The organism is Methylobacterium sp. CM6246 (assembly GCF_054818005.1).
The window spans coordinates 5,519,047-5,545,366 of the sequence record NZ_JBTXKY010000001.1 but is presented as its reverse complement, the minus strand read 5'-3'; the positions used below and the strand labels follow the sequence as shown (position 1 = coordinate 5,545,366).

The window sequence follows — 26,320 nt, the reverse complement described above, 5'->3', positions numbered from 1 at the left end:
TACCCGGAACCCGTCCGCGATGAGGCCGCTGGTCCTCGCCTTGCTGTGCGTTCACCTTGTCGCGATGGCGGCCGGGGTGAGCGCGTTCGCCCAATCGTCGCGGTCGTCGCGCCCCGCTGGGCCGGCGCGGATGAGTTGCGCCGAGGCGATGGCGCTCGTGAAGAGCGAGGGCGACGTGGTGATCGCCGGCGGTACCGTGCCGGAGCGTTTCGTCAGCGGCCCGGGCCAGTGCAGCGGCGGCGAGATCGCCGAACTGCGCTTCGTCCCCACCCGCGACAATCCGCAATGTCCGATCGGCTATCGCTGCCGCGAACCGGGCTTCGAGGAGTGGAACTGGTAGCGCGTGACCCGCCGTAGCGTGGCCTCGGCCGGATCGTGACGAAACTTTCACGTGACAGCGGCCGCGAAGTGCCACGTTCTCGCCATGACCCAGGGCCAAGGCCGCCGGGTTGCGTTCCCGAATGAACGCTCACGTTAGGCGGGAGACACGCGTGGCTTCACTCAGGACCGGGCTCGGGATCCAAGCCGTGCTCACGGCCGTGGCCGCGCTGATCCTGCTGGCGCTTCCGGGGATCCCCAGCCCACCGCTTTACGTCTCGCTCGCCGGCTTCGCGATGGCCGGTATCCTGATCGCTGCCAACGGCATCTCGGCCTACCTGAAGGTCTTCGTCTCGGTCTACGGGTTCGGCTACCTGCTGCTCGCCGGTCTGAAGACGAGCGCCGCCATGGGCCTGCTGCCCCCGGTGGTGGCGGCGCTGCTGCCGCCGGACTTCGCCGCCACCGGCGCGGTCGTGTTCGGCGCCATCGTGCTCGGCGTCTCGCATCTCGGTCCGATCCGCGCGATCACCGACATCGCCGACCCGTATTTCGCCAACCGCGACAAGCCGACCAAGGAGATCGGCCTGTTCCGCTGGTTCGGCAGCACCGAGGGCCGGATCGGCCGCAACTTGGTCGCGCTGTCGATCTTCGTGAACTTCGCCGACGTGGCGCTGACCCTGCGGTTCAACTTCTTCTACCGCGACATCTACAACGCGCTGCAGGAATACGACGCGACGGCGTTCTGGTACCAGTTGCTCTGGATCTTCGTCCCCCTGGCGACGCTCAACATCGCCATCGGCATGTTCGACCTATTCGTCGATTCCTCGCTGCACATCCGCTGGCGGACGTGGCTGACCCACAGCCTGTACGAGCGCTGGCTGGGCAACGGTACCCATTACCGCATCCCGTTCACCGACGAGGAAGCCGACAACCCGGATCAGCGGATCCAGGCCGACGTGAACCTGTTCATCCAGCAGACCGCGAGCCTGTCGATCCGGCTGCTGAGCCAGGCGGCGCAGCTCGTCTCATTCATCGTGATCTTGTGGACCCTGTCGCGCGACTTCGTCGTGCCGTTCACCGATACGGTGATTCCGGGCTTCCTGGTCTGGCTGGTGATCGCCTACGCGGTGGTCGGCACCTGGCTCACCCACCTGATCGGCCGGCCCCTGATCGGGCTCAACTTCCGGCAGGAGCAGGTCGAGGCCGATTTCCGCTTCTCGCTGGCCCGCAACCGGATCTACTCGGAGCAGATTGCGCTGCTGCGCGGCGAGCGTGCGGAGGCGACGCGGCTCGGCTCGCTGTTCCACATGATCATCGACAACTACGTCGGCATCATCTTCCGGCGCATCAAGCTGATCGCCTTCACGTTCAGCTACCGGCAGGCCAGTGTGATCTTCCCGATGGTGCTGGCCGCGCCGTCGTTCTTCGCCAAGAAGATCACGCTCGGCGCTCTGCAGCAGACTTCGCAGGCGTTCTCGCAGGTTCAGAGCTCGCTGTCCTTCTTCGTGGACTCGTACACGACCCTCGCCTCGTACAAGGCCAACACCATCCGTCTCGGCTCCTTCCGCCGGGCGATGAGCAAGGCCGAGGCGCTGGAGACGGCGGGCTACGGTTTGATTCAGGGCAATGAGACCGCCAACGGCGTCACCGCCCGCGGGCTGGTACTCGCCCTGCCGGACGGCCGCGAGATCGTCTCGGCCCCGGAGCTGACCCTGCCGCAGGGCGGCGCCACCCTGGTCACCGGCCCCTCCGGCTCAGGCAAGTCGACGCTGTTCCGGGCGATCGCGGGCATCTGGCCGTTCGGCAAGGGCCGGGTGGACGTGCCGGCCGGGCAATCGACGCTGCTGTTGCCGCAACGGCCCTACATCCCGCAGGGGACGCTGCGCGGCGCCGTGGTCTACCCGAACACCGTCGATCAGTTCTCGGACGACGCGATCCGCGATGCCCTGAGTGCGGCCCAGCTGCCGCACCTGATCGACCGCCTCGACGAGACCGACACCTGGGAGCGGCGACTGTCCGGCGGCGAGCAGCAGCGCCTCGCCATCGCCCGGGCGATCCTGGCCAAGCCCGCCTGGCTGTTCCTCGACGAGTCGACCGCGTCGCTCGACGAGCCGTCCGAGGCCAAAATCTACCGGATGCTGCGCGAGCGGCTGCCCGATACCACCATCGTATCGATCGGCCACCGCTCGACCCTCGACGCGTTCCACGACAAGCGTATCGTGCTGGAGCCGCAGGGCAACCTGTTCACGCCCCGGGAACGCCGGGAGCCGCAGCCGGCAGAATAAGTGCCATTTATCCCGGAAGCCCGGGGAAAATGCCCCGCAGAAGTTGCGCGTTGGAAATATTAAGGAACCTGTGACTGCGGGGTCCGTTTGTCATGCGATAAATAAATCGGAGGAACGCATGACCATGATCAAGACCCTCGCGGGCGCCGGCGCTCTCATCTTGATGTCGACTGCTGCTTTCGCGGCGCCTTGCGCGACCGGGACCACCGTGACGCGCGACAAGGAAGCCAGCAAGGCCTCGACCGTGGATCCGAGCGTGAAGACCCCGACCACCCCCGGCGCCAAGGCCGAGTCGCCCGGCACCGTCGGCGCCATGACCAATGCCGGCACCGCGACCTCGCCGTCGGACGTGCAGGCCCAGTCGCAGGGCAAGCCGACCGCTGCGCAGGCCGGCAAGGGCGGCGACGACTGCTGATCTGCTGTTGATCTGACGTGACGACGAACGCCCGCCCGGCCCCGCCGCGGCGGGCGTTCTCTTGAACGAAGACGCTTACGCGGTCCGGCGTAGCTTGGAGGCTGTCCGGGCCGCGCGGGTGACGGCGTCGCGATCCAGGGCTCCGGGTTTCACGACCCAGCTGCCGCCGACGCACAACACCGACGGAACGGCCAGCCAATCCGGAGCGGTCGCCTCGGTGATGCCGCCGGTCGGGCAGAACTTCACCCGGCCGAACACGGAAGTCAGCGCCTTCAACGCCTTGATCCCGCCCGCCGCCTCGGCCGGGAAGAACTTGAACCGGTCGAGACTGTGGTCCAGGCCGCGCATGATGTCGGCGGCGGTGGCGATGCCCGGCAGGTAGGGCACGCCGTTGGCCTTTGCGGCATCGGTCAGCGGGTCCGTAAGCCCCGGCGAGACGATGAACTCCGCCCCGGCTGCCAGGGCGCTGTCGAGATCGCCGGGGTTCAGGACCGTGCCGGCCCCGACCACCGCCCCCTCGACCTGGGCCATCTCGCGGATCACCTCCAGCGCCGCGGGCGTCCGCAGGGTGACCTCGAGGGCCGTCAGCCCGCCGGCCACCAGCGCCTCGGCGATCGGCCGGGCCTGTGCGACATCCTCGATGACGAGGACCGGGATGACGGGCACGGAGCGCATCAAAGCGTCGATGCTGGTCAGATCGTTCATGATCGGCTTCTCCGGTTCGACGTTCAGAGGCCGGCCGCGGCGAGCATGGCGGAGGCGCCCCGCTCGGCGGTGTCGGCCCCTTGGCGCATGAAAGCGAACAGCTCCCGGCCGGTTCCGGCCTCGGGAACCGGCTGAACGGCCTCCTCGCGGGCGGCCAACTCGGCGTCGTCAACGAGGACCTCTAGGAGGCCCTCGGCGGCGCTGAGGCGGACGATGTCGCCGTCGCGGATCCGCCCGATGGCCCCACCGCCGAGCGCTTCCGGGCTCAAATGGATGGCCGCCGGCACCTTGCCGGAGGCGCCGGACATGCGCCCGTCCGTCACCAGGGCGACCTTATGGCCGCGATCCTGGAGCACGCCGAGCGGTGGCGTCAGCTTGTGCAGCTCGGGCATGCCGTTCGCGCGGGGGCCCTGGAATCGGACCACAACGACCACGTCGCGCTCCAATTCGCCGGCCTTGAACGCCTTGAGCACGTCGTCCTGGTCCGAGAACACCCGGGCCGGGGCCTCGATAGTCCGGCGGCTCTCTTCAACGGCGCTGGTCTTGAACGTCGCCCGGCCGAGGTTGCCGGTCACCAGCCGCATGCCGCCATCCGCCTGGAACGGGTTGCCCGGCCGGCGGATCATGGTGTCGTCCAGGCTCTCCGGCACGGCATCCTGGAAGGCGAGTTCGTCGCCGTCGAGCTTCGGGTCGCGGGCGTGGTCGCGCAGGGACTGGCCGGCCACCGTCAGGATGTCGTCGTGCAGCAGCCCGGCATCGAGCAGGGCCGCCATGACGAAGCTCATGCCGCCGGCGGCGTGGAAGTGGTTCACGTCGCCCGCGCCGTTCGGGTAGACCCGGGCGATCAGCGGCACGGCGTTGGACAGCCGGTCGATATCCTCCCAGTCGATCACGATGCCGGCGGCGCGCGCGATGGCCGGCAGGTGGATCGCGTGGTTGGTCGAGCCGCCGGTGGCGAGCAGGCCGACCGCGGCGTTCACGATCGCCTTCTCGTCCACGCACAGGCCGAGCGGCCGGTAATCGTTGCCGGCGGCGCCGATCTCGGTGAGCCGATGGATCGCCGCCCGGGTCACCGCCTGGCGCAGCTTCGTGCCCGGATTGATGAACGAGGCGCCCGGCATGTGCAGGCCCATCATGTCCATCATCATCTGGTTCGAGTTGGCGGTGCCGTAGAACGTGCAGGTGCCGGCGCCGTGATAGGAGGCGGATTCGGATTCGAGCAGCTCCGCCCGGCCGACCTTGCCCTCGGCGTAGAGCTGGCGGATCCGCTGCTTCTCCTTGTTGGCGAGCCCGGAGGGCATCGGCCCCGCCGGGATCAGGATCGTCGGCAGGTGGCCGAAACGCAGCGCCCCGATCAGCAGGCCGGGCACGATCTTGTCGCAGATGCCCAGCAGCGCGGCGCCGTCGAACATGCCGTGGCTCAGCCCCACCGCGGTGGAGAGCGCGATCGTGTCGCGCGAGAACAGCGACAGCTCCATCCCTCGCTGCCCCTGGGTGACCCCGTCGCACATCGCCGGTGTGCCGCCGGCGACCTGCGCGGTGGCGCCGCGCTCCCGGGCGAACACCTTGATTTGATCGGGATAGCGCCCGTAGGGCTGATGCGCCGACAGCATGTCGTTGTAGGCGGTAACGATGCCGATGTTCATCACCGTCCGGCCGTCGCGAAGCGCCGGCTTGTCCTCGCCGGAGGCGGCGAAGCCGTGGGCGAGGTTGCCGCAGGCGAGCGTCGGCCGGTGCACGCCCGAATCGCGCTCCCGGGCGATCAGGTCGAGATAGGTCCGCCGGGACTCGCGGGAGCGCGCCACGACGCGCTCGGTGACCGCCGCGACCTCGGGATGAAGCTCGGTCATGCTCGTTCCTCCGTCAGGATGCCGGCGGATCGCAGGGCCGGCACTGATCCCGGCCGCGACCGCGTCGCACCGGGCTATCTAGGCGGTGCCCGGGACGATGTAACCCGGTTGTGGCGCAGGGCGGCCGAGCGCGGCTGCCGACGATGGCCGTCCCAATCACACCCTCATCCAGAGGCGCGAGCGCAGCGAGCCTCGAAGGATGTCTCCAGGGAGCGCGTCTGACTGGAGGGCTTCTTCGAGGGCGACGCTATGCGCCGCGACCTCCCGATGAGGTCGCGGGTGGGAAGCTTGGGAATGACGGGTGTTCAATACTCCCAGAAGATGCGCTGCAGCTCCTTGGTGTCCTGCGTCTTGGTCAGTGCCACGGCGGCCAGGATCTTGGCCTTGGCCGGGTTGAGGTCGTGGGCGACCACCCAGTCGTATGTGTCGTCGGGCTGCTCGGCGTTGCGCAGGACCAGGCCGTCCGGCACCCGCGAGGAACGGATCACGATCGTGCCCTTGGAGCGGATGTCCTTCAGCTTGTCCACGAGGTAGCCCGCCACCGAGCCGTTGCCGGTCCCGGCGTTGACGATCGCCTTCGCACCGGCCTGAACCTCCGCGTCGTAGACGCCCGGGATCATGTTGCCCGAGCCGTACACGATACCCACCAGCGGCAGACTGTCGATCTGGTCGATGTCGAATTCCGAACTCTTGTTGTGGCGCTTCGACAGGGAGCGGAAGAAGTAGGTCTTGCCCTCGATGACCATGCCGAGCGGCCCCCACTGGCTGTAGAAGGCGCTGGGGACGACGTTGGTCCGCTTATTCACGTCGCGGCCGGACTGGATCGTGTCGTTCATCGTGACGGTGACGCCCTGGCCGATCGCCTCCTTGCTGGCCGCGACCGTGACCGCATCGAGGAGGTTGAGGGCGCCGTCGGCCGAGATCGCCGTGCCCGGCCGCATCGAGCCGACGACGACGATCGGCTTGTCGCTCTTCACTACGAGGTCGAGGAAGAACGACGTCTCCTCGAGAGTGTCGGTGCCGTGGGTCACGACCACGCCATCGACGTCGTCCTGCTTCAGCAGGGTGGAGACCCGCTTGGCGAGCTGGACGAGCTGCGCGTCGGTGAAGCTTTCCGACGCAATCTGGAAGACCTGCTCGCCGCGCACGTTGGCGATGGTGTTCACCTGCGGCACCGCGGCAATCAGCTTGTCCACCGGCACCTTGGCGGCCGTGTACGTGGCGCTGTTGGCCGCGTCCGCCCCGGCGCCCGCGATCGTGCCACCGGTGGCCAGGATGACCACGTTCGGCTTCTTGACGGCCGCAGCGGTGCTGGAGTCGGTCATCTCGCGGGCGCCGGACGGGGTGGCCCCGATCGTGCCGGCCAACAACAGAGCCAGGGTCGCTCCGCGCAGGGAACAGGCCGCGCCGCTTCGGCAGGAGATCATCGGGGATCCTTGACGTCTGAAGAAGAATCGCGAGTCGGGCTCGCGTCCGGGATCGTAGACCCCGCTCGCCGGGAGGCAAGTTTCATGCAGCGACGACGCTGGCCGATGGATCCATTTCGTAAGCTTGGGCGTTCCACTGCGACGCTGTTCGTTCGGAGGTAGACCCCAATGCTGCATCTCGCCGGACTGCTCGACGAACTCGAGCGGAGCGAGCCCGCGCGGGCCGCGATGGCGATCCTCGAATCGGCGCTGGCCCGGCGGTCGGTCGAGGAGCAGACAGCGTTCTGGCGGGCCGTCGATCTTTATTACGTCTCGCGCAAAGCACCGCCGGAGCCCGTGGGGGGCGCCTTGGGGGTCGACCTGGGGACCGCGCCGCAGATGGCTATCGCCCTCTGAATTGACGCCGCGCGCTGCCCGGTTGGGCTCGATCGCTTCAAGGCGTCGCCAAGCGGTTCACGTCGCCAGCGCGCGGAACTGCCGACCTTCGGTCGAGCAGGCGGTTGAGATAGCGCCGCGCCGGCTGCTCGATCAGGAACAGACTCACGAGCCCCATGGCGATCGCGGGCAGGACCAGGGCCTTGCTGGCCGTCCCGCCGAGCCGATCCTGGAGCACGTAGAAGGGCTGCTGCCACAGGTAGATCGCGTACGACCACGCGCCGAACAGCAGCAGCGGTTTCGCACTCAGGCCCCGGTGCAGGAGGGCCGGTGCGCTCGGCAACGAGGCCACCGCCAAGGCCAGGAGCGCGGAGCCCAGACTGTACTTGATCGGATCGGGCACGGCCGCGACGTTCAGGGCGAGGCCGGCCAGCGCCAGGAATGCCGGCCGCCACGACGTCCGCGGCGCGCTCCGGCCGACCGTCAGGTAGGCGGCAGCCCCGAACAGTATCGACGCCACCCGAACATCGCTGCGCCAGTAGACCGCCGTGTAATCGCCGCCCAGCGCAGTCGAGACCGCGCCGTTGAGGCTGGCGAGGGCTGCCAGGGCGGCGAGAACCGGGGCCACGGGAAACGCGTGCCGGCGGCTGAGGAGCGCGATCATCCCGAGCAGGATGTAGCCGTGCTCCTCGATGCAGAGCGACCAGATGTGGTCGACATTCGGCACCTCCGGAAACCACAAGTGGTAATAGTTGTAGGTCAGCGTCAGGGCTGCGACGCAGCCGTAGAACTGCTGGTCGTGGCCCGTGGCGAGGACGAGCCCGGTCATTGCCAGCACGAAGCAGATCAGCGCCGGATAGATCCGGGCGGCCCGGCGGAGGAAGAACGTCTTCAACGGCGTGCCGCGTTCGAACAGGATCTCGGCCATCAGGCGGCCGCTGAGCACGAAGAAGAACTCCACCCCGAAACGGCCGAGATTGATGCCGCGGGTCGTGCCGAAGTGGCCGACGAGCACGAGCAGGATCGCGCAGCCGCGCCACCCGTCGAGGAAAGGCCAATGACGCGGGGGCATGGTGCGCCTCTCGAACCTCAGGTTCGACAGTCTGGCGGCGCGCTGCCTTGGCTTTGCGAGATGACCTTAGGGGGTAGGTTCTTGAGGCGCGTGCCACCGGCGGTTCGAAAGGGGTAGGGTCATTGCGAGGCCCGATCCTGGACCGGTGCCGGTCCCGACCCACGCGGGTGGGGCCGGGCTTCCGCTGGGCGACCTCGCAAGACGTTGAACGGTCATCGGTTCCGCGTTCGGCGTCGCGGCCCGGGAGGCCGTAGCGGCGGCCCGGGCCCCTGCGGAAGTCGAGCTTTCCGGCGCTCGGGTCAATCCGCGGCCGTTGCTCCGTGCGCGATCAAAACACCGAGATCAGCACGATGCCGGCTGCCATCAGCAAGCCGCCGATCAGCCGACCGATCCCGGCGCGGACGCGCTTCATGCCGAGCCAACCGAAATGGTCGATGGCGATGGAGGTGAACAGGTTGGCGGTGATCAGCAGACCGTTGAAGGCGCCGGCTCCCACCTTGTCGACGAACAGCAGGCCGGCGAACACCGCCACCGCCCCGGCGATGCCGCCCAGCGCGCCCCACCACGGCACCCGGGCTACGTCCGCCCGGGTCGGCAGCGGGGTCGGGCGGAGCAGGAACACGAACAGGAAGACCAACGCGACCGGGATGAATGACACGGTGGCGGCGAGCCAAGGATTCACCAAAGCGCCGCGCAGCTGCGCGTTGAGCACCACGCCGACCGCCTGGAGCGAACCCGCGACCAGGATGAACGGGTAGAGCAGCTTGGCCATCAGGCCGCCTTCGCCTGATTCGGCCTTCTCGTCTTCCGATTTCGGTCCGGTGGCGCGGGCGATGAACACGATGCCGACCACCATCAGCAGCCCGCCGAGCCACGGCATCGCCTTGAAGCCCCCGGCCTTCAGACCGAACAGGCCGAGGCTGTCGAGCGCCAGGGAGGTCAGGATGTTGGCCGTGATGGTCAGGCCGTTGAACGGGCCGGCCCCGACCTTGTCGACGAAGGCGAGCCCGCCGAACACCGCCACCGCGCCGGCCACCCCGCCGAGCGGCGCGTACCAGGGCATCGTGCCGAGGGTCTGCAGCGTCGGCAGCGGCGTCGGCATGGTGAAGAACAGGATCGTGAACACGATCACGATCGGCATGAACGAGTAGGTCGCCGCGAGCCACGGGTTAACGAGCGCGTCGCGCAGGCGCGCGTTCATGGAATTGCCGAGCGCCTGCAAGGCGCCGGCGACCAGGATGAAGGGATAGAGCAGGGCGGCGTTCAAGATCGGGGTCTCCGGTCGTGGGAGGGCGAGGCGGTTTGGTGCGGCGTCGTCCTGGGAACCGGAGACCGGGCTCTCAGACGAGCAGCAGGGCGGCGAGGGCCAGCACGAGGGCGGGCGGCATCACCAGCAGGCCGAGCTTCAGGAACTGCCAAGCCGACACGTCCTCGCCTTCGCGGCGGATCGCGGTGAGCCAGAGGATCGTAGCGAGCGAGCCGGTGACCGACAGGTTCGGCCCGAGATCGACGCCGATCAGGATCGCGCCCGCGACCTTGTGGGAAACCTCGGCGGCCTGGACCGCAGCCCCGGCGAGCAGCCCGGCCGGCAAATTGTTCACGAGGTTGGTGCCGAAGGCGACGAGGGCGCCGCCCGCCCAGGCGGTGGCGGTGGGATCGCCCTGGGCGTAGCTCTTCAGGGTGTCGGCCAGCAGGGTCAGCACACCGGTCTTCTCCAGCGCCTCCACCAGCACGAACAGGCCCGCCACCAACGGCAGGACCGCCCAGGACACGTCCTTCACCACCTCGACCAGGCCGCCGCGGTTGAGCGCCACCACCAGCAGGGTCGTGGCGAGGCCGGCCACGAAGGTCGGCAGGCCGAGTTCGATGCCGGCGGCCGAGGCGCCGATCAGCGCGCCCGCGGTGGCGATAATGCCCAGGCCCGCGACCTTGCCGCCGAGGCCGAGCTGTACGGCCTCGACATCGGTCTTGATGGTCTGGCCCTTGAGCCGGCTGTTCTGGGTCAGCCGCAGCACCGCGTAGGTGGCGACGATCGCCAGCGCCGAGGGCAGTGCGAACGTGGCGAGCCACTGGCCGAGAGGCGGCATGTCGGTGGCGAACACCACCAGGTTGGCCGGGTTCGAGATCGGCAGCACAAAGCTCGCCGCGTTGGCGATGAAGGCGCAGATGAACAGGTAGGGCAGGGGCTCCGCGTCGGCGGCCTTGGCGGCGGCGTAGACCGCGGGCGTCAGCACCACCGCGCAGGCATCGTTGGACAGGAACACCGTCACCACGGTGCCGACGAGGTAGATCAACAGGAACAGCCGGGTCGGCGAGCCCTTGGCGGCCCGCACGGCGAGGCCGGCGAGCCAATCGAACAGCCCCTCCTTCCGGGCGATCTCGGCCAGCAGCATCATGCCGACCAGGAACAGGTAGACGTCGGTGCCCTTCAAGACGCCGTCGAGGGCGACATGCCAGGGCAGGAGGCCGAGCACGACCAGAAGGGCGGCGCCGAGCACCGCCCAGATCGCCTCCGGCCACGAGAACGGGCGCACGATCACGCCCAGGGTGGCGAGCGCGGCGATGCCCCAGGTCGCCAAATTCGGTGTCAGGCTTAATCCAGCGAACACGTCTAACGATCTCCCCCCGGAGGCGTGGCGAGGCTCACCACTTGGTCACGATCACCACTTGCGGCCGTAGCGGTTGGGTCCGAGCTGGTCGCCGCGGATACCCTTCCCGACCCAGCTCTGGATCCGGCCCGCGTCGCTACCCGGATTTTCCGGCATCGGCGGCGCGGCCGCATGGTCCGAAAAAGCGATTACCGGCTCGATCACGTCGGTGTCGACGTAGTCCGGGCCGTGCCCGGGCCAGCATTCATGCACCGCCTCGACCTGGATGCTGCGTCCGCCGCCGTCCCAGGACAGCGCCGCCGCATAGCAGCGCGCCCCCTCCGCCCGGTGCATCAGGATCCACGGGCCTGTATCGACCCGGCAATGGACGTAGCGCGGCGGTGCGTCCGAGAGCACGACGGCCCGGACGGCGATCCGCCCGTCGGCGTCGAGCGCCATGCCGCACGTCACATCCGTCGTCGGCAGCGTGGCGACGCGGCGGTCGGCCGGGCTTGTGATCAGCACGAACGGCGCGGTCCGGTCGAGGGCGCGGAACCGCCAGCTCGTCACCGGCCCATCGATCGCCGCGACCGCGTAACCGACCGAGCCGTCCTCGTTCTGCCCGACCGAGCGGGCGGCGGCGTAGAGGGTCCGGCCATCGGGTGCGAGCTCATTGTAGTGGGTGTGGCCCATCTCCAAGAGGCGGACCCGGGTCGCCCAGACCAGACCTCCGATATCGAGACGGTCATCGGGCTCGCGCAGGTCGTCCGGATAGGCGTGCACGAACACGGCACACGGTATTTTCTTGTCGGCCGCGTCGGTGAGCTGATCGCTCAGCCACTGGGTCTGGCAACCGCCGAGCCGAAAATCGAGGCCGATGCCTTTCCGGCTGAAACCGGGGCTGATCATGTCGACGAACAGGCAGCGCACGCCCTGGATATCGGCGCTGGCGCAGTAATGCGGGATCGGCAGGACCGGCCAGGTCTCGGGACAGCCGGACGGCGGCTGTTCCAGCTCCCAGGTGATCGGTTCCGGCAACCGGGCCCCCAGGCTCGCCGCGAAGGCGTGGAACGCGTCCATCCGCCCGTGCTGGCGGTCGTGGTCGCCCGGGATCAATCGCAGCGGCAGGTGCGGATGCCGGTCGAGCGCGTCCTTCAGGATGCGGTATTCCGCGGCATAGCCGTTCTCGGCCAAATCGCCCGGCAGGTAGACGAAGTCGAACAGGTCCTGGGGGGCGATCGTCGCGATCTGATCGAGGATCGCGGCGAGGTCGCGGGCATTCTGCGCGTCGGGATCCTGCAGGTGCAGGTCGCCGACATGCAGGAAGACGAGCGGCTCGCGCGCAGGCGAGGACTGGTGGTCGGGGGCGGACATCGGAGGTTCCCGTCGGCGGTTCAGACGGCCGCCGGTACGGCCGGCGGAAGGCCGGAGCCGCTATCCGGTGTGCCGCTCGCGGCTTCCCCGCCCCGTGTCTCGGGCATCAGCGTCAGGTAGAGGACGAAGCCGAGCCCGGCGATCGCGGCCAGCGCCAGGAAGGCGGTGGAATAGCCGGCCGACACGATGATCAGTCCGGCCAGCGTCGCGCTCACCGAGGCGCCGATCCCCTGGGCCGTGGCCACCGCCCCCTGGGCTGCGTTGAACCGCCCGGCGCCCCGGGTCAGGTCGGCGACGACGATCGGGAACAGGGCGCCGTAGATGCCGGCCCCGACCCCGTCGAGGAGCTGGACGCCGACCAGCCAGAACGGGTTGTCCGAGAGCGTGTAGAGCACGCCGCGCAAAGCCAGCACGCCGAAGGCCGCCAGGAAGATCGGTTTGCGGCCGATGATGTCGGCCCGGGCGCCGACGAACACCGCCACCGGCACCATCACGCATTGTGCGGCGACGATGCACACGGCGATCAGCGACGTCGCGTGGTCCTTGCCGGAGAGATGGGTCAGCAGCTGCCCGACCGAGGTCAGCATCGCGGCGTTGGACAGGTGGAAGATCGCGCAGAGGACGGCGAACAGCATCAGCGGCTTGTTCTGCAGCAGCGTCTTCAGGCCGGAGGGCTGTTCGTCCGCCCTGGCCTCCGCCTCGGTCATGCCGCGGGCGAGGTCGTCGTCGATGGCATCGGCCGGGACCAGCAGCATGGCACCGATCGAGAGCGCGGCCAGCACGCCCATCAGCCAGAATACCACGATCGGACCGAAGAAGTAGGCCAAGCCGCCGGCGATGGCCGCGGAGGCGGCGTTGCCGGCATGGTTGAAGCCTTCGTTGCGGCCGATCCGCTTGGCGAACATCTTCGGGCCGACGACGCCGAGCGTGATCGCGGCCAGCGCCGGCGGGAAGATGGTGCCGGCCACGTGAGCGATCGATTGCGTGGCGGTCACGAGGTAGAAGTTCGAGATGAACGGCAGGATCAGGCAGCTCGCCGTGACCGCGATGGCACCCCCGATCACGATCGCCCGCTTGTGATTGGTGGCATCGATCAGCGCGCCGGCCGGCGTCTGCGCCACGAGGCCCAGGATGCCCGCGATGGTCATCACCAGCCCGGTGGTCGCCTCGTTCCAGCCCTGGTCCGGCCCTCGGACCGCGATCAGGTAGATCGCCAGATAGGGCCCGAGCCCGTCGCGCACGTCGGCAAGGAAGAAGTTGAGGGCGTCGAGGCCGCGCAGGGCCTTGGTGGAGGGAGTCCGGACGGTCGCGCCGCGCGCCGCCGCTCCGGTATCGGTCCTGTCCATCCTGATCCTGGCCCCGCCCGAATGCCGCCGCGGCCGGACCCGGTCGGGGACGGCACGTGACGAGCTTGACGCCCGCTTAATCCATCTGTTCCCTGTAATTGTTCGAGAAGACTCGTTCGGGGACGATTCTCAGGCCTGTGAAGGGTTTACCCACCCTTGGCCTCGCCGGATGCGTCGGGATTCGCGACATCAACCGTCGCTTCTGCCGACAGGTCTGTTCCCGGAGCGGCGAGCCCGTAGCGCTCGATCTTGGCGTAGAGGAGCTGGCGCTGGATTCCGAGGCGGCGAGCGGCCCGGGCCCGGTTTCCGTCCGCTTCGCGAAGCGCCACGGCGATCATGGTCCGCTCCAGGCGGGCGACGGCGCCGGGTAGATCGCCCGCGAGCCAGTCCGCCGGCCATCCCCCCGGGGCGCCCCCATCCCCGGAAAGCGGTGCGGCACGCGCCGTCGGGAGATCGATCGCGTCGGCCGCGATCACCCCGCAGCGCACCAGCACCGCGGCACGCTCGACGGTATTGCGCAATTCGCGGACATTGCCCGGCCAGCCATAGGCCAGCAGCCGGGACGCGGCGCCCGCGCTCAGCCGCTTGCCCGAGGGACCGAGAAAATGCTCGGCCAGCGGCACGATGTCGGCCAGGCGCTCGCGCAGGGGCGGCAGCAGGATCGGCACGACGTTGAGGCGGTAATAGAGGTCGGCCCGGAACCGGCCCTGGTCCACCAGCACCGGCAGGTCGCGGTGGGTCGCGGCGATCAGGCGGACATCGACGCGCCCCGACCGGCCGCCGAGCGGCGTGACCATGCGGTCCTGGATCACCCGCAGGATCTTGGCCTGCATCGGCGGGGGCATGTCGCCGATCTCGTCGAGGAACAGCGTGCCGCCTTCAGCCTGATGGAAGGCGCCGGCCCGGTCGGCGACCGCGCCCGTGAAGGCGCCGCGGACATGGCCGAACAGCTCGCTCTCCAGCAGGTCGGGTGGGATCGCGGCACAGTTGACCGGCACGAACGGCCGTCCCCGGCGGGCGGAATAGGCGTGGAGCGCGCGTGCCACCTCCTCCTTGCCGGTCCCGGTCTCGCCCTGGATCAGCACCGTGGAGTCGGTGTCGGCGACGAGACCGATCGTCTTCTGGACCCGGCGCATGCCGACACTCGAGCCGATCAGGCCACCCTCGGGATTGCCGTCGTCCGGATCCGGCCTGACGCTCGACAGCATCGCATCGAGGGCGGCGGCGAGCTCGGAGCGCCCGACCGGCTTGGTGAGGTGGTCGTGGGCGCCGAGGCGCATCGCCTCGATCGTATTGGCCGGGCTCGCGAAGGCGGTGAGCACCGTCACGGGCGGCCTGGCCTTCAGGGCGCAGATCCGCGCCAGGGTCTCCATGCCGTCGAGGTCGCCCGGCATCCGCAGGTCGAGCAGCACAGCCGAAACCGGCTCCGTCTTCATAAGCGCCAGGGCCTCCGCCCCGGAGGCGGCCGGCAGGGGCCGGTGGCCGAGATCAGCCACGGTCTCGGCCAGCCCCTCGCGCAGGGCGGAATCGTCGTCGACGATCAGGATGGTCGCCATGGCAGGTCCAGCACGAAGGTGGTCTCGGGCGCGCCATCGATCAGCCTGACGGCGCCGCGATGCGCCAGAGCGATCTCACGCACGATTGCGAGACCGAGGCCGGTCCCGTCCGGCCGTCCGGTCACGAACGGCTCGAACAGCCCGGGGCGGATCGCGGGATCGATGCCGGGGCCGGTGTCGCTCACCCGCAGGTGCAGGCGCACCGCGCCCTCGACCGCCACGCGTTCGGCAGTGAGGCGGACCCGGCCCCCCGGGGGCGTGTGCTGGAGCGCGTTGAGCAGCAGGTTGTCGAGGGCGCGGGCGATCTGGGCCCCGTCGATCTGCGGCCGGTCCGCTCCGCGCAACGCGTCCCCCTCGATCGCGATCCGCACGGCCCCGGCGCTCGCCAGATCCTCGTGCAGGCGCGCGCAATCGGACAGCAGCGCCGCGATGTCGGTGGGGCTGCGGGTGAGCGTGCGGGCCTGGGTGAGGTTCAGGAGGTCGCGCAGCAGGTGATCGACCCGGGCGATCTGGCCGAGCACGCTCTCCAGGGCCACGGTGGCCCGCTCCGGGGTGCCGCTGGCCAGGGCGTTCTCGGCCTTGAGCCGCATCGCCGCGATCGGATTGCGGATCTCGTGGGCGATGCTGGCCGCGAGGCGCCCGACGGCCGCCAGGCGTTCCGCGGCCACGACCCGCGCCCGCGCCTCGCGGAGGCGCCCGCCCGCGGCGTTGAGGGCATCGACCAGCCGGTCGAGCTCGCGCTCGCCGGTCCGTTGCAACCGCGGCAGGTCCTCTCCGTCCGGCGGGGGCGCGGCCAGGGCGGCCTCCAACCGGGCGATCCGGCCCGAGAACCCGTACAGGAACCATCCGAGGAAGGCGGCCGAGCCCAGCACGGTCACGGCCAGGAAGCCGAGGCCCGCCAGGAAGCGTGTGTAGGCGGGCCCGTCGTTGACGTGAGCGCGGCCCATCGTCCAGGCGGTCAGCCCGGGTTCGGGTCCGTGCAGCGGGCAGCCCTGAACCAGTAGAACCTGCGTGCGGCTCGGCCGGCGGAACGCCACGGCGTGGTCCACCCGCAGGGCCTGGGCGTTCACCCCCGCGATGCTGTCGCGCTCGGCCTCGGGGAGGTCGGTCTTCGGCCCGGTGCCCTCGTAGGTCGGGTACGCGTAGGCGACCGGGCCGTCCGCGGCACTCCAGACACCGCCCTCGATACCCGGGAAGAGTTCGAGCGCCGCCCCGACGGTGCCGCCGAGCTCGCTTCGCGGGATGGTACCCTTGGTGCGGCGGGTGAGAGCGGCGTAGCGGTCGATGATCTCCCGGCAGGCCCGCCCGACCGCGACCTCCGCCTGCGCGACCTGGACGGCCGTGGATTGGCTGTAGAAGCCGAACATCAGGTAGGCGGTGGCCGCCGCCGAGGCCAGCAGCAGGATCCAGAGGGCGAGCAGCCGGGCGCGCAGGCTATAGGCCGTCACGGCGCAGGGTCCTCCGGGGCGACCGTCGCCCCCGCTCAGCCGATATCCGGGTGGGCACGCTGTGGAAACGGTGGCACATACCGGTGTGATCGGAATCGGCCGCTGGACCTCGCGGCAATAGCGCGCTTTTGTCGAAGCGTTCCGCAAATCCGCTGCCGGAGACGGATGGTGTCACAGTCTCGCGTCGATCGGTCCGCGCTCGACGAACTCGAAGGTGTCATCGGCACCGAGAAGCTCGCGCGCCTGCTCGATCGCTTCGCCACCAGCCTCGCCACGGCGTTCGACGGCGCGGACCAGGGCGAGGCCGACTACGCCCGGGAAGCCCATACCCTGGTCTCGATGTCGGGGATGCTCGGCTGCTCGGACTTGTCCCAGGCTTGCCGCACCTTCGAACAGGCCGCGAAGCTCGGCGGCGGCGACCTCGCGGGGCAACTCGCACATCTCCGAAGCCTGCGCGACGAGACCATCGCGGCCCTGCGCGATCTGCGCGAAGCAACCCCCGCGGACCGCTGACCGTCAGCCGGCCGTCACGGCGGCCAGCGGCGCCTCGAAGGTCAGCACCGCGCCGGTCGGCGGGTAGCTCAACCGCGCCGTCCCCCCGAAGCTGTGGGCCAGGCTGCGGGCGATCAGCCGCGTCCCGAACCCTGTCCGGGTCGGCGGTTCGACCAGCGGGCCGCCGACCTCCTCCCAGCAGAACCGCAGGGTGGCGCCGTCACCCGAGCCTGCGATATCCCAGGCGATCAGCACCTGCCCGGTGGGCACCGAGAGCGCGCCGTACTTGGCGGCGTTGGTGCCGAGTTCGTGCAACATCAGCGCCAGCACCATGCCGTGGCGCGGGCCCAGGGTGAGGTCGTCGCCCTCGACCCGGAACCGGCCGGCGACGCCGTCGCCGTGCAGGGACACCGCCCCCTCGACCAGGCCGACCAGGGAGGCCGCCGCGAAGGAGCCTTGCAGCAACACGTCGTGGGCCTGGGCCAACGCCAGCAGCCGCGCGGCCAGAGCTTCCCCGGCCGCCTCCAGCGAGCCGGCGTTGCGCAGGGTCTGCGCCGCCACCGCCTGAACCATGGCCAGGGTGTTCTTCATTCGATGGGACAGTTCCTGCATCAGCAGGGTCTGGCGCGCCTCGGTGAGCTTCAGCTCTGTGATGTCCCGGGACGCGGCCAGGATCCGCTCGGGATGGCCGCGCTGGCCGCCCACGGGCGTGACCCCGATGTCCCACCACGTCACGGAACGGCTGGCCTCCAGCTTGGCCTGGAAGCGGCTCGCGCCGCCGAGGCGCGCCTTGTCCAGGGCCACTGCCACGGCCTCGCGGTCTTCCTCGCGGGTCCAGATATCGATCCAGGGACGACCGATCGTGTCCGCTGGGGTCCGGACACACAGGCAGGCCGGGCCGTTCTCGCCCGCGGTGATCACGCGCCCGTCGCGGTCGAGCACCTCGAGGACATCCGCGGCGGCCTGGAGCATCCCGGGGGCGGTCAGCTCACCGGCCCAAGACGGCGCCGACCACGCGGCGGCATCCTCCAGGGCGTGGTGGTGCAGCGATTGGCCCCCAGTGGCGTGGCGCGGCTCACGGCCGAGGCGACCGGCCTCGACGCGGCTCGCGGCCTCGATGATGCGGCCGAGGCGCCGGCTGCGCTGCCGTTCCGAATCCGCCTGGCCGGTGGCCTGCATCAGCAGGGCCCTCAGGCGGATGTTCTCCGCTTCGAGCGCGACCAGGCGTCGATCCGACCCGTCCGCGCGCGCCAGCATGAGGCCCGCATCCATCGCTCGCCCCCCATCTCAGCGTCCACCCCCGCGGCGCGCGCGCCATGGGGGACCCACCGAAGACGAGGTGCGGCGACGCGATGTCGAGGCCCGGAGGCGCCGGCGGATCGAACCGCTTCTGGTGGCGCACCCCGCTCGCAACCTCGCGAATCGAAGGGTTCTCGACGCTAGCACGAGATTCCGGATAATCAAACGAACTGTGTATTCGGCGCGGTCCGACAACTAGTTTCGCCGCCCACTAAGGCGGCGAAACCGATCACTTGTTCCGCATCAGCAGAACCAGCCAGCCGATGCCGAGGATGAAGATGACGAGGCCGATCGAGACGAAGACCGGCGTGCCGAGGTCGATCAGCCGGGGCGCCAACTGGGTGGCGAAGGCCGCCACCACCAACGCGACCGCGACCCGGGCGGCGGCCCGCTCGATGCCACGGGTGACCTTGTCCAGGCCCTTGATCTCGATCTCGACGGTGACGCGGCCCTGCTTCAGACGCACCAGCATCAGGTGGATTAGGGTCGGCAGCTCCGAGGCCGCGCCATAAAGGCCGACACCCAGGGCCTCGGCCTTCTGCTTGAGGGCGCCCAGCGAGAACTGCGTCTGCATGCTCGCCTTGACGGTCGGTCCGGCCGCCGCGAACAGGTCGAAATCCGGATCGAGGTGGCGCATCACGCCGTCGGCGGTGACCAGCCCCTTGAACAGGATCGCCAGGTCGGTGGGCATGGCGAGGTCGTTCTCGCGGGCCATGTTCATGAAGTCGGTGAGCACCAGCCCGAGGTTCAGCGGGATCGAGGAGTGGCTCTCGACGAAGGACGTGGCCGAGACCTGAAGCTTCGTGAGGTCCGGATTGCTGGTGCCGGTCCAGTCGAGGAGCACGGCCATCAGGCCGTCCGCGTCCTGCTTGAGCATCGCGCCGATGAGCACCAGCAACTGCGAGCGCCGCCGCTGCGACAGCCGGCCGATGATGCCGAAATCGATGAACCCGATCTTGTTGCCCGGCATCGCCAGCATGTTGCCGGGGTGCGGATCGGCGTGGAACACGCCCTCGATCAGCGCCATCTGCAGGAAGGCGTCGGTGCCCTTCTGGGCGAGCAGCTTCTTGTCGAGCCCTGCCGCGCGGAGCGCCGCATCGTCGTTGGGCGGGATGCCGTGGATGAAGTCCTGGACCAGCACCCGCTCGGAGCAATACTCCCAGTGGATCTTTGGGAAGACGATGTCGTCGCGGTCCTCGAAGATCTGCGCCAGCAGCTCGCAATTGCGCGCCTCGTTGAGCAGGTCGAGCTCGCCGTTCAGGCCGTCGGCGAGGTGGCGCATCTGCTCCCGCGGCTGGTAGCGGGCCATGTCCGGCCACTCGTTCTCGACGATCCGGGCGCCGTGGGCCATCAGGCGCAGGTCCGCCTCGATGATCTTGCGCAGGTTCGGACGCAGCACCTTGACGATCACGTCCTCGCCCGTGTGCAGGCGCGCCCGGTAGACCTGCGCGATCGACGCGGAGGCGATCGGGTTGGTGTCGAACTCGGCGAACACCTCGTTGGGCGGGGCGCCGATATCCTGCTCGAGCTGCGGGCCGATCTGCTCCCACGACACCGGCACGACCTGGCTGTGGAGCTTCTGCAGCTCCTCGGTCCAGGTCGGCGACAGCAGGTCCGGGCGGCTCGCCAGCACCTGCCCGAACTTGATGAAGGTCGGGCCGAGCGCCTCGATCGCCCGGCGCAGGCGTTCGGGCTCGGACAGCCGGGTGACGTCGACCCGCGGCCGGCGGCGCGGCAGCAGCGGCAGGTAGCGCAGGCCGAGGCGGTCCACGACGCGCGTGACGCCGAAGCCGATCAGGATCGACGCGATCTCCGACAGCCTCTGACGGTCGCGGGCGGCAACGAAGGCTGTCTTCAGCATGAAGGGGGCGATCCGGTCGGACACGATTGGGCGTCCGGACAGCACGAGCATAAGGACTTTTTTGCGGTCGCGAGGCCCGGGCGCCTCCTGAAGGCGACAATAGAGCCGCCTCTGGAAACATCCCACGGGCGTCAGCCCCGGGTAACGTCAAACGGCCGGTGATCGACCGCACGTCCGTTGGAGCGGACCCCGAGGGCCGACTTTAGATCAGGGCGCGCTCCCAATCCTGCCGGCTATGAAGCACGTGAACGATCCGGATTGCTGCGCCGTCCTCGATATCGGCGATCATGCGCGCCGCGTGGGGACGAAGCCGCATGGGCGGCTTCAACGCACGCCGCTCCCGGGCCATACGGGGATCGGCGGCCAGCATCCGGAACGTGTCGAACAGGCCGTTCCGATCGCGCTCGGCTTGGGTCGAGCCGAGACGCAGTGCGTCGGTCGCGCCCGCCGTCAGGTCCGGGGTGCCGCGGCCGGGATGGGCGCGACACCGGGCGACCGGCGGGCGTCGCCGAAGCGGGCGTTGACCACCAGCAGCGTCACCACCACGGCGGAGAGGGCGAGCGCGGCCAGGAAGTACAGGCCGGCCTCGAAGCTGCCGGTGGTCTCGCGGATCCATCCGACCATCGACGGGGCGACGAAGCCGCCCAGATTGCCGATGCAGTTGATCAGCGCGATTCCGCCCGCCGCCGCGCTGCCGCTCAGGAACACCGACGGGAGCGCCCAGAACGGCGCCTTGGCCCCGTAGAGCCCTGCGGCGGCGAGCGCCATGAACGCCACCGCCCAGAGCGAGCCGGTGGCGAAGCCGGCGAGCGCCAGCCCAGTCGCGGTGAGTCCGAGGGCTGTGGCGAGCGTCACCCGGCGGTCGTCGTACCGGTCCGAGATCCAGCCGACGGTGAGGCCGCCGACGACGCCGAAGATATAGGGAACGGCGGTCATCAGGCCGGTCTGCATGTCGGACAGGCCGGTGCTCTTGAGGATTTGCGGCAGGAAGAACGCCAGGCCGAGATTGGCGCCGGTGTTGGCGAAGTAGATGAAGGACAGCGCAATCAGCCGAGGATCCGAGAGGGCCGTGCGCAGGCTGGTCCCGTGGGTGCCGGCGACACTGCTCTGCTCGGAATCGATCAGGGTCTGCAGGGCGGTGCGGTCGGCCGGCGCGAGCCAGTGCGCGTCCTTGGGCCGGTCCGGGATCAGGGCTAGGAACACGAAGCCGAACAGGGTGGTGGGAATGCCCTCCAACAGGAACAACCACTGCCAGCCCTTGAGGCCCAGGGTGCCGTCGAGCTGCATGATCGTGGTGGAGAGCGGCGCGCCGATCGCGAGCGAGACAGGGATTCCCACCGCGAAGGCACCGAAGATGCGGGCGCGATACGCCTTCGGGAACCAGTAGGTGAGGTAGAGGATCACCCCCGGGTAGAACCCGGCCTCGGCCGCGCCGAGCAGGAAGCGCAGGACCAGGAAGCTGGTCGAGCCCTGCACGAACATCATCGCGGCCGAGAGCAGGCCCCAGGTGATCATGATCCGGGCGATCCAGCGCCGGGCGCCAACCTTCTCGAGGATCAGGTTGCTCGGCACCTCGAAGATGAAATAGCCGATGAAGAAGATCCCGGCACCCAACCCGAACACCGCCGGCCCGATGCCGAGATCGGCGTTCATCCGCAGGGCCGCGAAGCCGACGTTGATCCGGTCTATATAGGCCATGACGTAGCCGATGAAGAGTAGCGGCATTAGCCTGAAGAAAACCTGCCGGACGATCCGGTCCTGTTCGCTGGCGATCATGGTTTCCTCGTTTTTGTTCTATTTTGTATTTGCACCGTCATCGCGAGGGTTGGCGAAGCGACCCGGTGCAGCGCGCGATCTTCGAGCGATGCTTGTCCCTGGTCTGCTTGACTGCGCCCGCGATGACGCTGGGCTCGTTTCGAGCCTTCTCAGAATGCCGGCTCGAGGCCGCTGGCGCGGTAGGCGTCGGCAGCCTCCGGCGTGGTCAGCCCGGCCAGGAAGCGCAGGGCGCCGGCGCGGTCGGTGGCGCCGCGCAGGAGCGCGGCCGAGAAGGTCGTGACCTCCTGAACAGGCTCCGGGAACGGCCCGACCACCTCGATGCCCGGCACGACCATCAGTTCGCTGATCTGCTGGACCGCGATGTCGGCCTCGCCCGAAACGAGCTTTTCCGCAGTGAAACCCTGCGGGATGATCGTCGCCCGGGCGTTCACCGCCTCGGCGAGTCCGAGCCGCGGCAGCAGGCCAGCGAAGTAGATGCCGCTGGCACCGGTGCGCGAATAGGCGACGGAGCGCGCCTCCAGCAGTGTCCGCTTCAGCGCGTCGACACCGCCGATATCCGGATGCGCCGCCCCGGCCTTCACGGCGATGCCGTAGCGGGAGCGCACGGCATCGACCCGGGTGTCGGGCTCGACCTGTCCTGCGGCGATCAGCCGGTCCATCGCGTCGGACAGCACGAACACCGCGTCGGCGGTCTCGCCCGCCTCCAGCGCCTTCATGATCACCGCTGTCGGCGCCCAGTCGATCGCCGCCCGGCCGCCCGCCGCCTCGAAGGCGGGGACGACATGAGCGTCGAAGGCGCCTCGCACCACCAGGGCGCATTTCAGCCGGGTCGTTTCCTGGGCGTCCGCCATGCCGGCTCCGGTCGTCTCGAGGTCTGTCATCACCGGGCCGGCGGCGCGGTGCGGGAATAATCGAGGGCGGTGAAGCCGCCGCCCTGGTAGCGCTCGATCACAGGGTCGCCGCTGGTCTTGCCCTCCAGAGCCGGGGCGTAGGAATCGGCACTGTCCTGAGGCGCCCAGCCGATGGTGTCGCGCCCGTCCCGGCGCCACCACGTCATGCGGCTGTTGTTCGAGGCGCCCCAGATCACCACCGATCCTTTCGGTCCGAGGGTCGGAGCCAGGGTGGCGCGGGTGATCAGCCGGGTCAGGTCGGCGTAGGACAGCCAGGTCGCCAGCATCCGCGCGTCGGTCGGCTCCGGGAAGCAGGAGCCGATGCGCAGGAAGACGCTCTCGACCCCGTGCTTGTCCCGGTACAGGCCGCCCATCATCTCGCCGTAGGCTTTCGACAGGCCGTAATAGCCGTCCGGCGCCAACGCGCAGTCGTCGTCCAGCACCTCGGTTCGCTCATGGAACCCGATCGTGTGGTTGGAGGCGGCGAACACCATGCGGGCGCGCTCCCGCCGGGCCGCCTCGTACGCGTGGTAGAGCCCGCGGATGTTCGGGCCGATCACCGTCTCGAACGGGTGCTCCACCGAGATCCCGCCGAAATGCAGGATCGTGCCGCAGCCCTCCGCCAGGCGCAGGATCGCCGGGCCGTCCTCCAGGTCGGCGACCTGGAAGCGCGCGCCCTCCGGCAGCGGATCGGGAAACGGCACCCGGTCTGTCAGGCGCAGCGTCCAGCCCTGCGCGCCGAGCGCCTTCGTCAGCACCCGGCCAAGCGCACCGGAGGCGCCGGTGAGGAGGATGGGCTTTTCGGGGATCGTGTCGGTGGGGGCGCTCATCGGTTCGCTCCGGGATCAGGCGGTTTTCACCGCGTTGAGAGGCGAGGCCGCCTGCGGGTCGTGCGGGCGCTTCACGAAGACCGCCATCGCGACGACGCCGGCCGCGGCAATCACGGCGGCGATCACGAAGGCGCTGGCGTAGCCGCCGAGATACTGCACTGCGAATCCCGTGGCGGTCGGCCCGATGATGCCCGAGATGTTGCTCAGCAGGTGGACGAATCCGCTCACGCCGCCGACCCGTGCCTCCGGCACCAACTCGTGGATCGTCGCCCAGCACGATTGCACCGAACTCGTCAGCATCAGTACCGCCAGCGCGATCAGCGCGACCGCCGTCGCGGCGTTCGGTGCGGCATTGACGGTGATCAGCGCGATGCCCGCGATGGCGAGCGGCACGATCGTGGTGATCTTCCGCGCCGCCAGCTTGTCGTCCATGCGCTTGTACAGGAGGTCGGCGACGATGCCGCCGCCCACATAGCCCACGAACCCGCAGGCCCAGGGGATCGAGGCTACGAACGCCATCTGCTGCACCGGCATGTGCAGGGCGTCGGTGAGGTAGCTCGGGAGCCACGAGAGGAAGATGTAGAGGGTGTAGTTCACCGCGAACATGCCGAGACCCAGCGACAGGGTGCTCGGCAGGAACAGATAGCCGCGCAGCGACCGCTCGTGGTCGGAGGCGGCGAGATGCGACACGGCCCGGCTGCGCTCGACCAGTTCGATCTCTTCCGCGGAGACCCGGGGGTTGTCCCGGGGCCGGTCGGTCATGAGGATCCGCCACGCCACCACCCAGAGCAGGCCGACGGCGCCGATGGCGACGAACGCCACCCGCCAGCCGTACTGGATCGCCAGCAGGCCGACGACGGGCGCCGCAATGGCACTGCCGACGGTCTGGCCCGAGAAGGTGACCCCGATGGTGCGCGCCGTCTCCTCTCGGGGAAACCACGTGGTGATGGTGCGGTTCGTGGTCGAGTTCATCGGCCCCTCGGCGAAACCGAACAGCGCGCGGACCACGAACATCTGGGCGAACCCGGTCACCGCGCCGGTGAGCATGCACAGGACCGACCAGGAGGTCGCCGCCCAGGTGTAGACGCTGCGCGGGCCGTAGCGGTCGGCGAGCTGGCCGCCCACGAAGGCGAACAGTGCGTAGCCGAAGAAGAAGGTGCTGAAGATCACCCCCAGCTCGGAGGGCGACAGGTTGAGGTCCTGCTTGACGAAGGGCGCGGCCACGCCAAGCGCGGCGCGGTCCATGTAGTTGATGATCCCGGCGATAAACAGCAGAGCTGCGATCAGGAACCTGTATCGTTTGGAAAACATCGGGCTTCCTCCGGATTGTCCATTTTTTGTTTTGTATTTTTTACAAGAACGCGATCGTGCAGGGGCTCGAACTCTGGCGTGAGCCCGTCTGGGTGAGATCCCCGGATCCGGGGTCGATGGTGAATTCGGCCAGGCTGTCGCCCTGCTCGTTGGCGACCAGGAGGCGGACCCCGTCCGGCGCCAGCGTCATGAAGCGCGGGTCCCGGCCGCCGGATGGCGTCCAGCCGGCCGGTTCGAGGTGGGAGTCGGCCACGCGGAAGCGCGCGATCCCGTCCTGGCCACGGTTCGAGGCGTAGACGAAGCGCCCGTCGGGCGTGACCACGATCGCCGCCGCCGTGCTCGCTCCGAAGAAGTCCGGCGGCAGCGTCGGGACGCACTGGAGCGGCGTGAGCGTCCCGGACGGCGCATCCCACCGGCAGGTGGCGACGGTGGAATCCAGTTCGTTGACCAGGAAGGCGAGGGCCCCGCCGGGATGGAACGCGATGTGGCGCGATCCGGCGCCCGGGCGCAGCACGGCTTCGGAGGCGATCTCCAGGTGGTGGCCGCCGATCCTGAGGATGAAGACCCGGTCGAGACCCTTGTCGGGCACCAGAACGTGGCGTCCGTCCGGCGACAGGACCACGTGGTGCGGGTGAGCGCCGGCCTGCTCGGTCCGGTGCGGGCCGGGCGCGCCGGGCATCGGGAGAACCTGCGCGGCCGGTTCCAGCCCGCCATCGGGCCGCACCGGCATCAGCGCGACCGAGCCGCTGGCGTAGTTCGCGACGATCAGGAACCGCCCGCTCGGGTCGAGCGCTTGGTGGACGCTGTTGGTACCACCGGTCTCCGCGCTGCCGAGGCTCCGCAGGGTGCCGTCCGGCGTGACCGTGAAGGCGGTGGCCGCCGCGCCGTCGCCCTGGACCGTGTAGAGCACACCGCGGGTGGGATCGGTCACCAGGAAGGACGGGTTGTCCAGCCCGTCGACCCGGCCGAGATGGGTCCAATCGTCGAGCCCGGCTCCAACACGGTAGACGTCGATGCCCTGGCCACGCGCCCGGCGCCGCGCGGTGGTGAAGCAGCCGACGAAGGCGAGGCCGAGGGGGGAGCGGGGCGCGTCGTCGGTCAT

Annotated in this window: 23 protein-coding genes; 5 read left to right on the top strand and 18 right to left on the bottom strand. The window is 69.4% G+C overall.

The window, feature by feature from the left end; translation table 11 throughout:
* The first annotated feature begins 19 nt into the window (after positions 1 to 19).
* The 3 genes from ACYQPG_RS26785 to ACYQPG_RS26775 all read left to right on the top strand — a co-directional run bounded on the left by ACYQPG_RS26785 (position 20) and on the right by ACYQPG_RS26775 (position 3,018).
* Complete coding sequence (locus ACYQPG_RS26785) at positions 20 to 340, top strand: hypothetical protein (RefSeq protein ID WP_147908755.1); 321 nt, start codon at positions 20 to 22, stop codon at positions 338 to 340.
* Between the two features lie 151 nt (positions 341 to 491).
* Positions 492 to 2,603 carry an ABC transporter ATP-binding protein/permease gene (locus tag ACYQPG_RS26780; RefSeq protein ID WP_419830671.1) on the top strand — a complete coding sequence of 704 codons (2,112 nt, stop codon included), beginning with the start codon at positions 492 to 494 and terminating at the stop codon, positions 2,601 to 2,603.
* 118 nt (positions 2,604 to 2,721) lie between these two features.
* Positions 2,722 to 3,018, top strand: coding sequence for a hypothetical protein (locus tag ACYQPG_RS26775; protein WP_147908753.1), 297 nt, complete (start codon positions 2,722 to 2,724; stop codon positions 3,016 to 3,018).
* Positions 3,019 to 3,093: 75 nt separating this feature from the next.
* On the opposite strand, the gene eda is transcribed toward ACYQPG_RS26775, so the two are convergent.
* From eda to ACYQPG_RS26760, 3 genes are all read right to left on the bottom strand, one after another.
* Positions 3,094 to 3,723 carry a bifunctional 4-hydroxy-2-oxoglutarate aldolase/2-dehydro-3-deoxy-phosphogluconate aldolase gene (gene eda, locus ACYQPG_RS26770; protein WP_461232081.1) on the bottom strand — a complete coding sequence of 210 codons (630 nt, stop codon included), beginning with the start codon at positions 3,721 to 3,723 and terminating at the stop codon, positions 3,094 to 3,096.
* Positions 3,724 to 3,746: 23 nt separating this feature from the next.
* Positions 3,747 to 5,573, bottom strand: a complete 1,827-nt coding sequence (edd, locus tag ACYQPG_RS26765) for a phosphogluconate dehydratase (RefSeq protein WP_147908752.1) — start codon at positions 5,571 to 5,573, stop codon at positions 3,747 to 3,749.
* A gap of 305 nt (positions 5,574 to 5,878) precedes the next feature.
* The gene (locus ACYQPG_RS26760) at positions 5,879 to 7,000 is read right to left on the bottom strand and encodes an asparaginase (RefSeq protein WP_419830669.1); all 1,122 of its coding nucleotides are present in this window, start codon (positions 6,998 to 7,000) and stop codon (positions 5,879 to 5,881) included.
* A 168-nt stretch (positions 7,001 to 7,168) separates the two neighbouring features.
* Here ACYQPG_RS26760 and ACYQPG_RS26755 point away from each other — a divergent pair, with 168 nt between their 5' ends.
* Complete coding sequence (locus tag ACYQPG_RS26755) at positions 7,169 to 7,396, top strand: hypothetical protein (protein ID WP_419830668.1); 228 nt, start codon at positions 7,169 to 7,171, stop codon at positions 7,394 to 7,396.
* Between the two features lie 37 nt (positions 7,397 to 7,433).
* Here ACYQPG_RS26755 and ACYQPG_RS26750 read toward each other — a convergent pair whose 3' ends face one another.
* The 7 genes from ACYQPG_RS26750 to ACYQPG_RS26720 form a co-directional block, all read right to left on the bottom strand.
* Positions 7,434 to 8,447, bottom strand: a complete 1,014-nt coding sequence (locus ACYQPG_RS26750; protein ID WP_419830667.1) for an acyltransferase family protein — start codon at positions 8,445 to 8,447, stop codon at positions 7,434 to 7,436.
* A 328-nt stretch (positions 8,448 to 8,775) separates the two neighbouring features.
* Entirely contained in the window at positions 8,776 to 9,714 is a 939-nt protein-coding gene (locus tag ACYQPG_RS26745; RefSeq protein WP_419830666.1) for a DMT family transporter, read from the bottom strand.
* A 73-nt stretch (positions 9,715 to 9,787) separates the two neighbouring features.
* A complete protein-coding gene (locus ACYQPG_RS26740) occupies positions 9,788 to 11,056 on the bottom strand; it encodes an arsenic transporter (RefSeq protein ID WP_147908747.1) in 1,269 nt (422 codons plus the stop codon).
* 51 nt (positions 11,057 to 11,107) lie between these two features.
* Entirely contained in the window at positions 11,108 to 12,409 is a 1,302-nt protein-coding gene (locus ACYQPG_RS26735; RefSeq protein ID WP_461232080.1) for a metallophosphoesterase family protein, read from the bottom strand.
* Positions 12,410 to 12,429: 20 nt separating this feature from the next.
* On the bottom strand, positions 12,430 to 13,755 hold the full coding sequence (locus ACYQPG_RS26730) for an MFS transporter (RefSeq protein ID WP_461232079.1): 1,326 nt from the start codon (positions 13,753 to 13,755) through the stop codon (positions 12,430 to 12,432).
* Positions 13,756 to 13,901: 146 nt separating this feature from the next.
* On the bottom strand, positions 13,902 to 15,311 hold the full coding sequence (locus ACYQPG_RS26725; RefSeq protein WP_419830665.1) for a sigma-54-dependent transcriptional regulator: 1,410 nt from the start codon (positions 15,309 to 15,311) through the stop codon (positions 13,902 to 13,904).
* Positions 15,296 to 16,759, bottom strand: a complete 1,464-nt coding sequence (locus tag ACYQPG_RS26720; protein ID WP_419830664.1) for a sensor histidine kinase — start codon at positions 16,757 to 16,759, stop codon at positions 15,296 to 15,298. The genes ACYQPG_RS26725 and ACYQPG_RS26720 overlap by 16 nt, the downstream gene beginning before the upstream one ends.
* Positions 16,760 to 16,924: 165 nt before the next feature.
* Here ACYQPG_RS26720 and ACYQPG_RS26715 point away from each other — a divergent pair, with 165 nt between their 5' ends.
* Positions 16,925 to 17,272, top strand: coding sequence for an Hpt domain-containing protein (locus ACYQPG_RS26715; RefSeq protein ID WP_246691979.1), 348 nt, complete (start codon positions 16,925 to 16,927; stop codon positions 17,270 to 17,272).
* Between the two features lie 3 nt (positions 17,273 to 17,275).
* Here the strand turns inward: ACYQPG_RS26715 and ACYQPG_RS26710 are convergent, their stop codons facing one another.
* The 8 genes from ACYQPG_RS26710 to ACYQPG_RS26675 form a co-directional block, all read right to left on the bottom strand.
* Positions 17,276 to 18,523: a sensor histidine kinase gene (locus tag ACYQPG_RS26710; protein WP_461232078.1), complete on the bottom strand. Its 1,248-nt coding sequence runs from the start codon at positions 18,521 to 18,523 to the stop codon at positions 17,276 to 17,278.
* Between the two features lie 256 nt (positions 18,524 to 18,779).
* Complete coding sequence (locus tag ACYQPG_RS26705) at positions 18,780 to 20,411, bottom strand: ABC1 kinase family protein (protein ID WP_147908740.1); 1,632 nt, start codon at positions 20,409 to 20,411, stop codon at positions 18,780 to 18,782.
* A gap of 202 nt (positions 20,412 to 20,613) precedes the next feature.
* On the bottom strand, positions 20,614 to 20,841 hold the full coding sequence (locus ACYQPG_RS26700; protein ID WP_419831092.1) for a type II toxin-antitoxin system RelE/ParE family toxin: 228 nt from the start codon (positions 20,839 to 20,841) through the stop codon (positions 20,614 to 20,616).
* 20 nt (positions 20,842 to 20,861) lie between these two features.
* Entirely contained in the window at positions 20,862 to 22,187 is a 1,326-nt protein-coding gene (locus ACYQPG_RS26695; protein WP_147908738.1) for an MFS transporter, read from the bottom strand.
* 149 nt (positions 22,188 to 22,336) lie between these two features.
* On the bottom strand, positions 22,337 to 23,038 hold the full coding sequence (locus tag ACYQPG_RS26690; protein WP_419831091.1) for a molybdate ABC transporter substrate-binding protein: 702 nt from the start codon (positions 23,036 to 23,038) through the stop codon (positions 22,337 to 22,339).
* A gap of 29 nt (positions 23,039 to 23,067) precedes the next feature.
* Positions 23,068 to 23,907 carry an NAD-dependent epimerase/dehydratase family protein gene (locus tag ACYQPG_RS26685; RefSeq protein ID WP_461232077.1) on the bottom strand — a complete coding sequence of 280 codons (840 nt, stop codon included), beginning with the start codon at positions 23,905 to 23,907 and terminating at the stop codon, positions 23,068 to 23,070.
* Between the two features lie 15 nt (positions 23,908 to 23,922).
* A complete protein-coding gene (locus ACYQPG_RS26680; RefSeq protein ID WP_147908735.1) occupies positions 23,923 to 25,218 on the bottom strand; it encodes an MFS transporter in 1,296 nt (431 codons plus the stop codon).
* Positions 25,219 to 25,258: 40 nt separating this feature from the next.
* Positions 25,259 to 26,320 carry a lactonase family protein gene (locus ACYQPG_RS26675; RefSeq protein ID WP_419830661.1) on the bottom strand — a complete coding sequence of 354 codons (1,062 nt, stop codon included), beginning with the start codon at positions 26,318 to 26,320 and terminating at the stop codon, positions 25,259 to 25,261.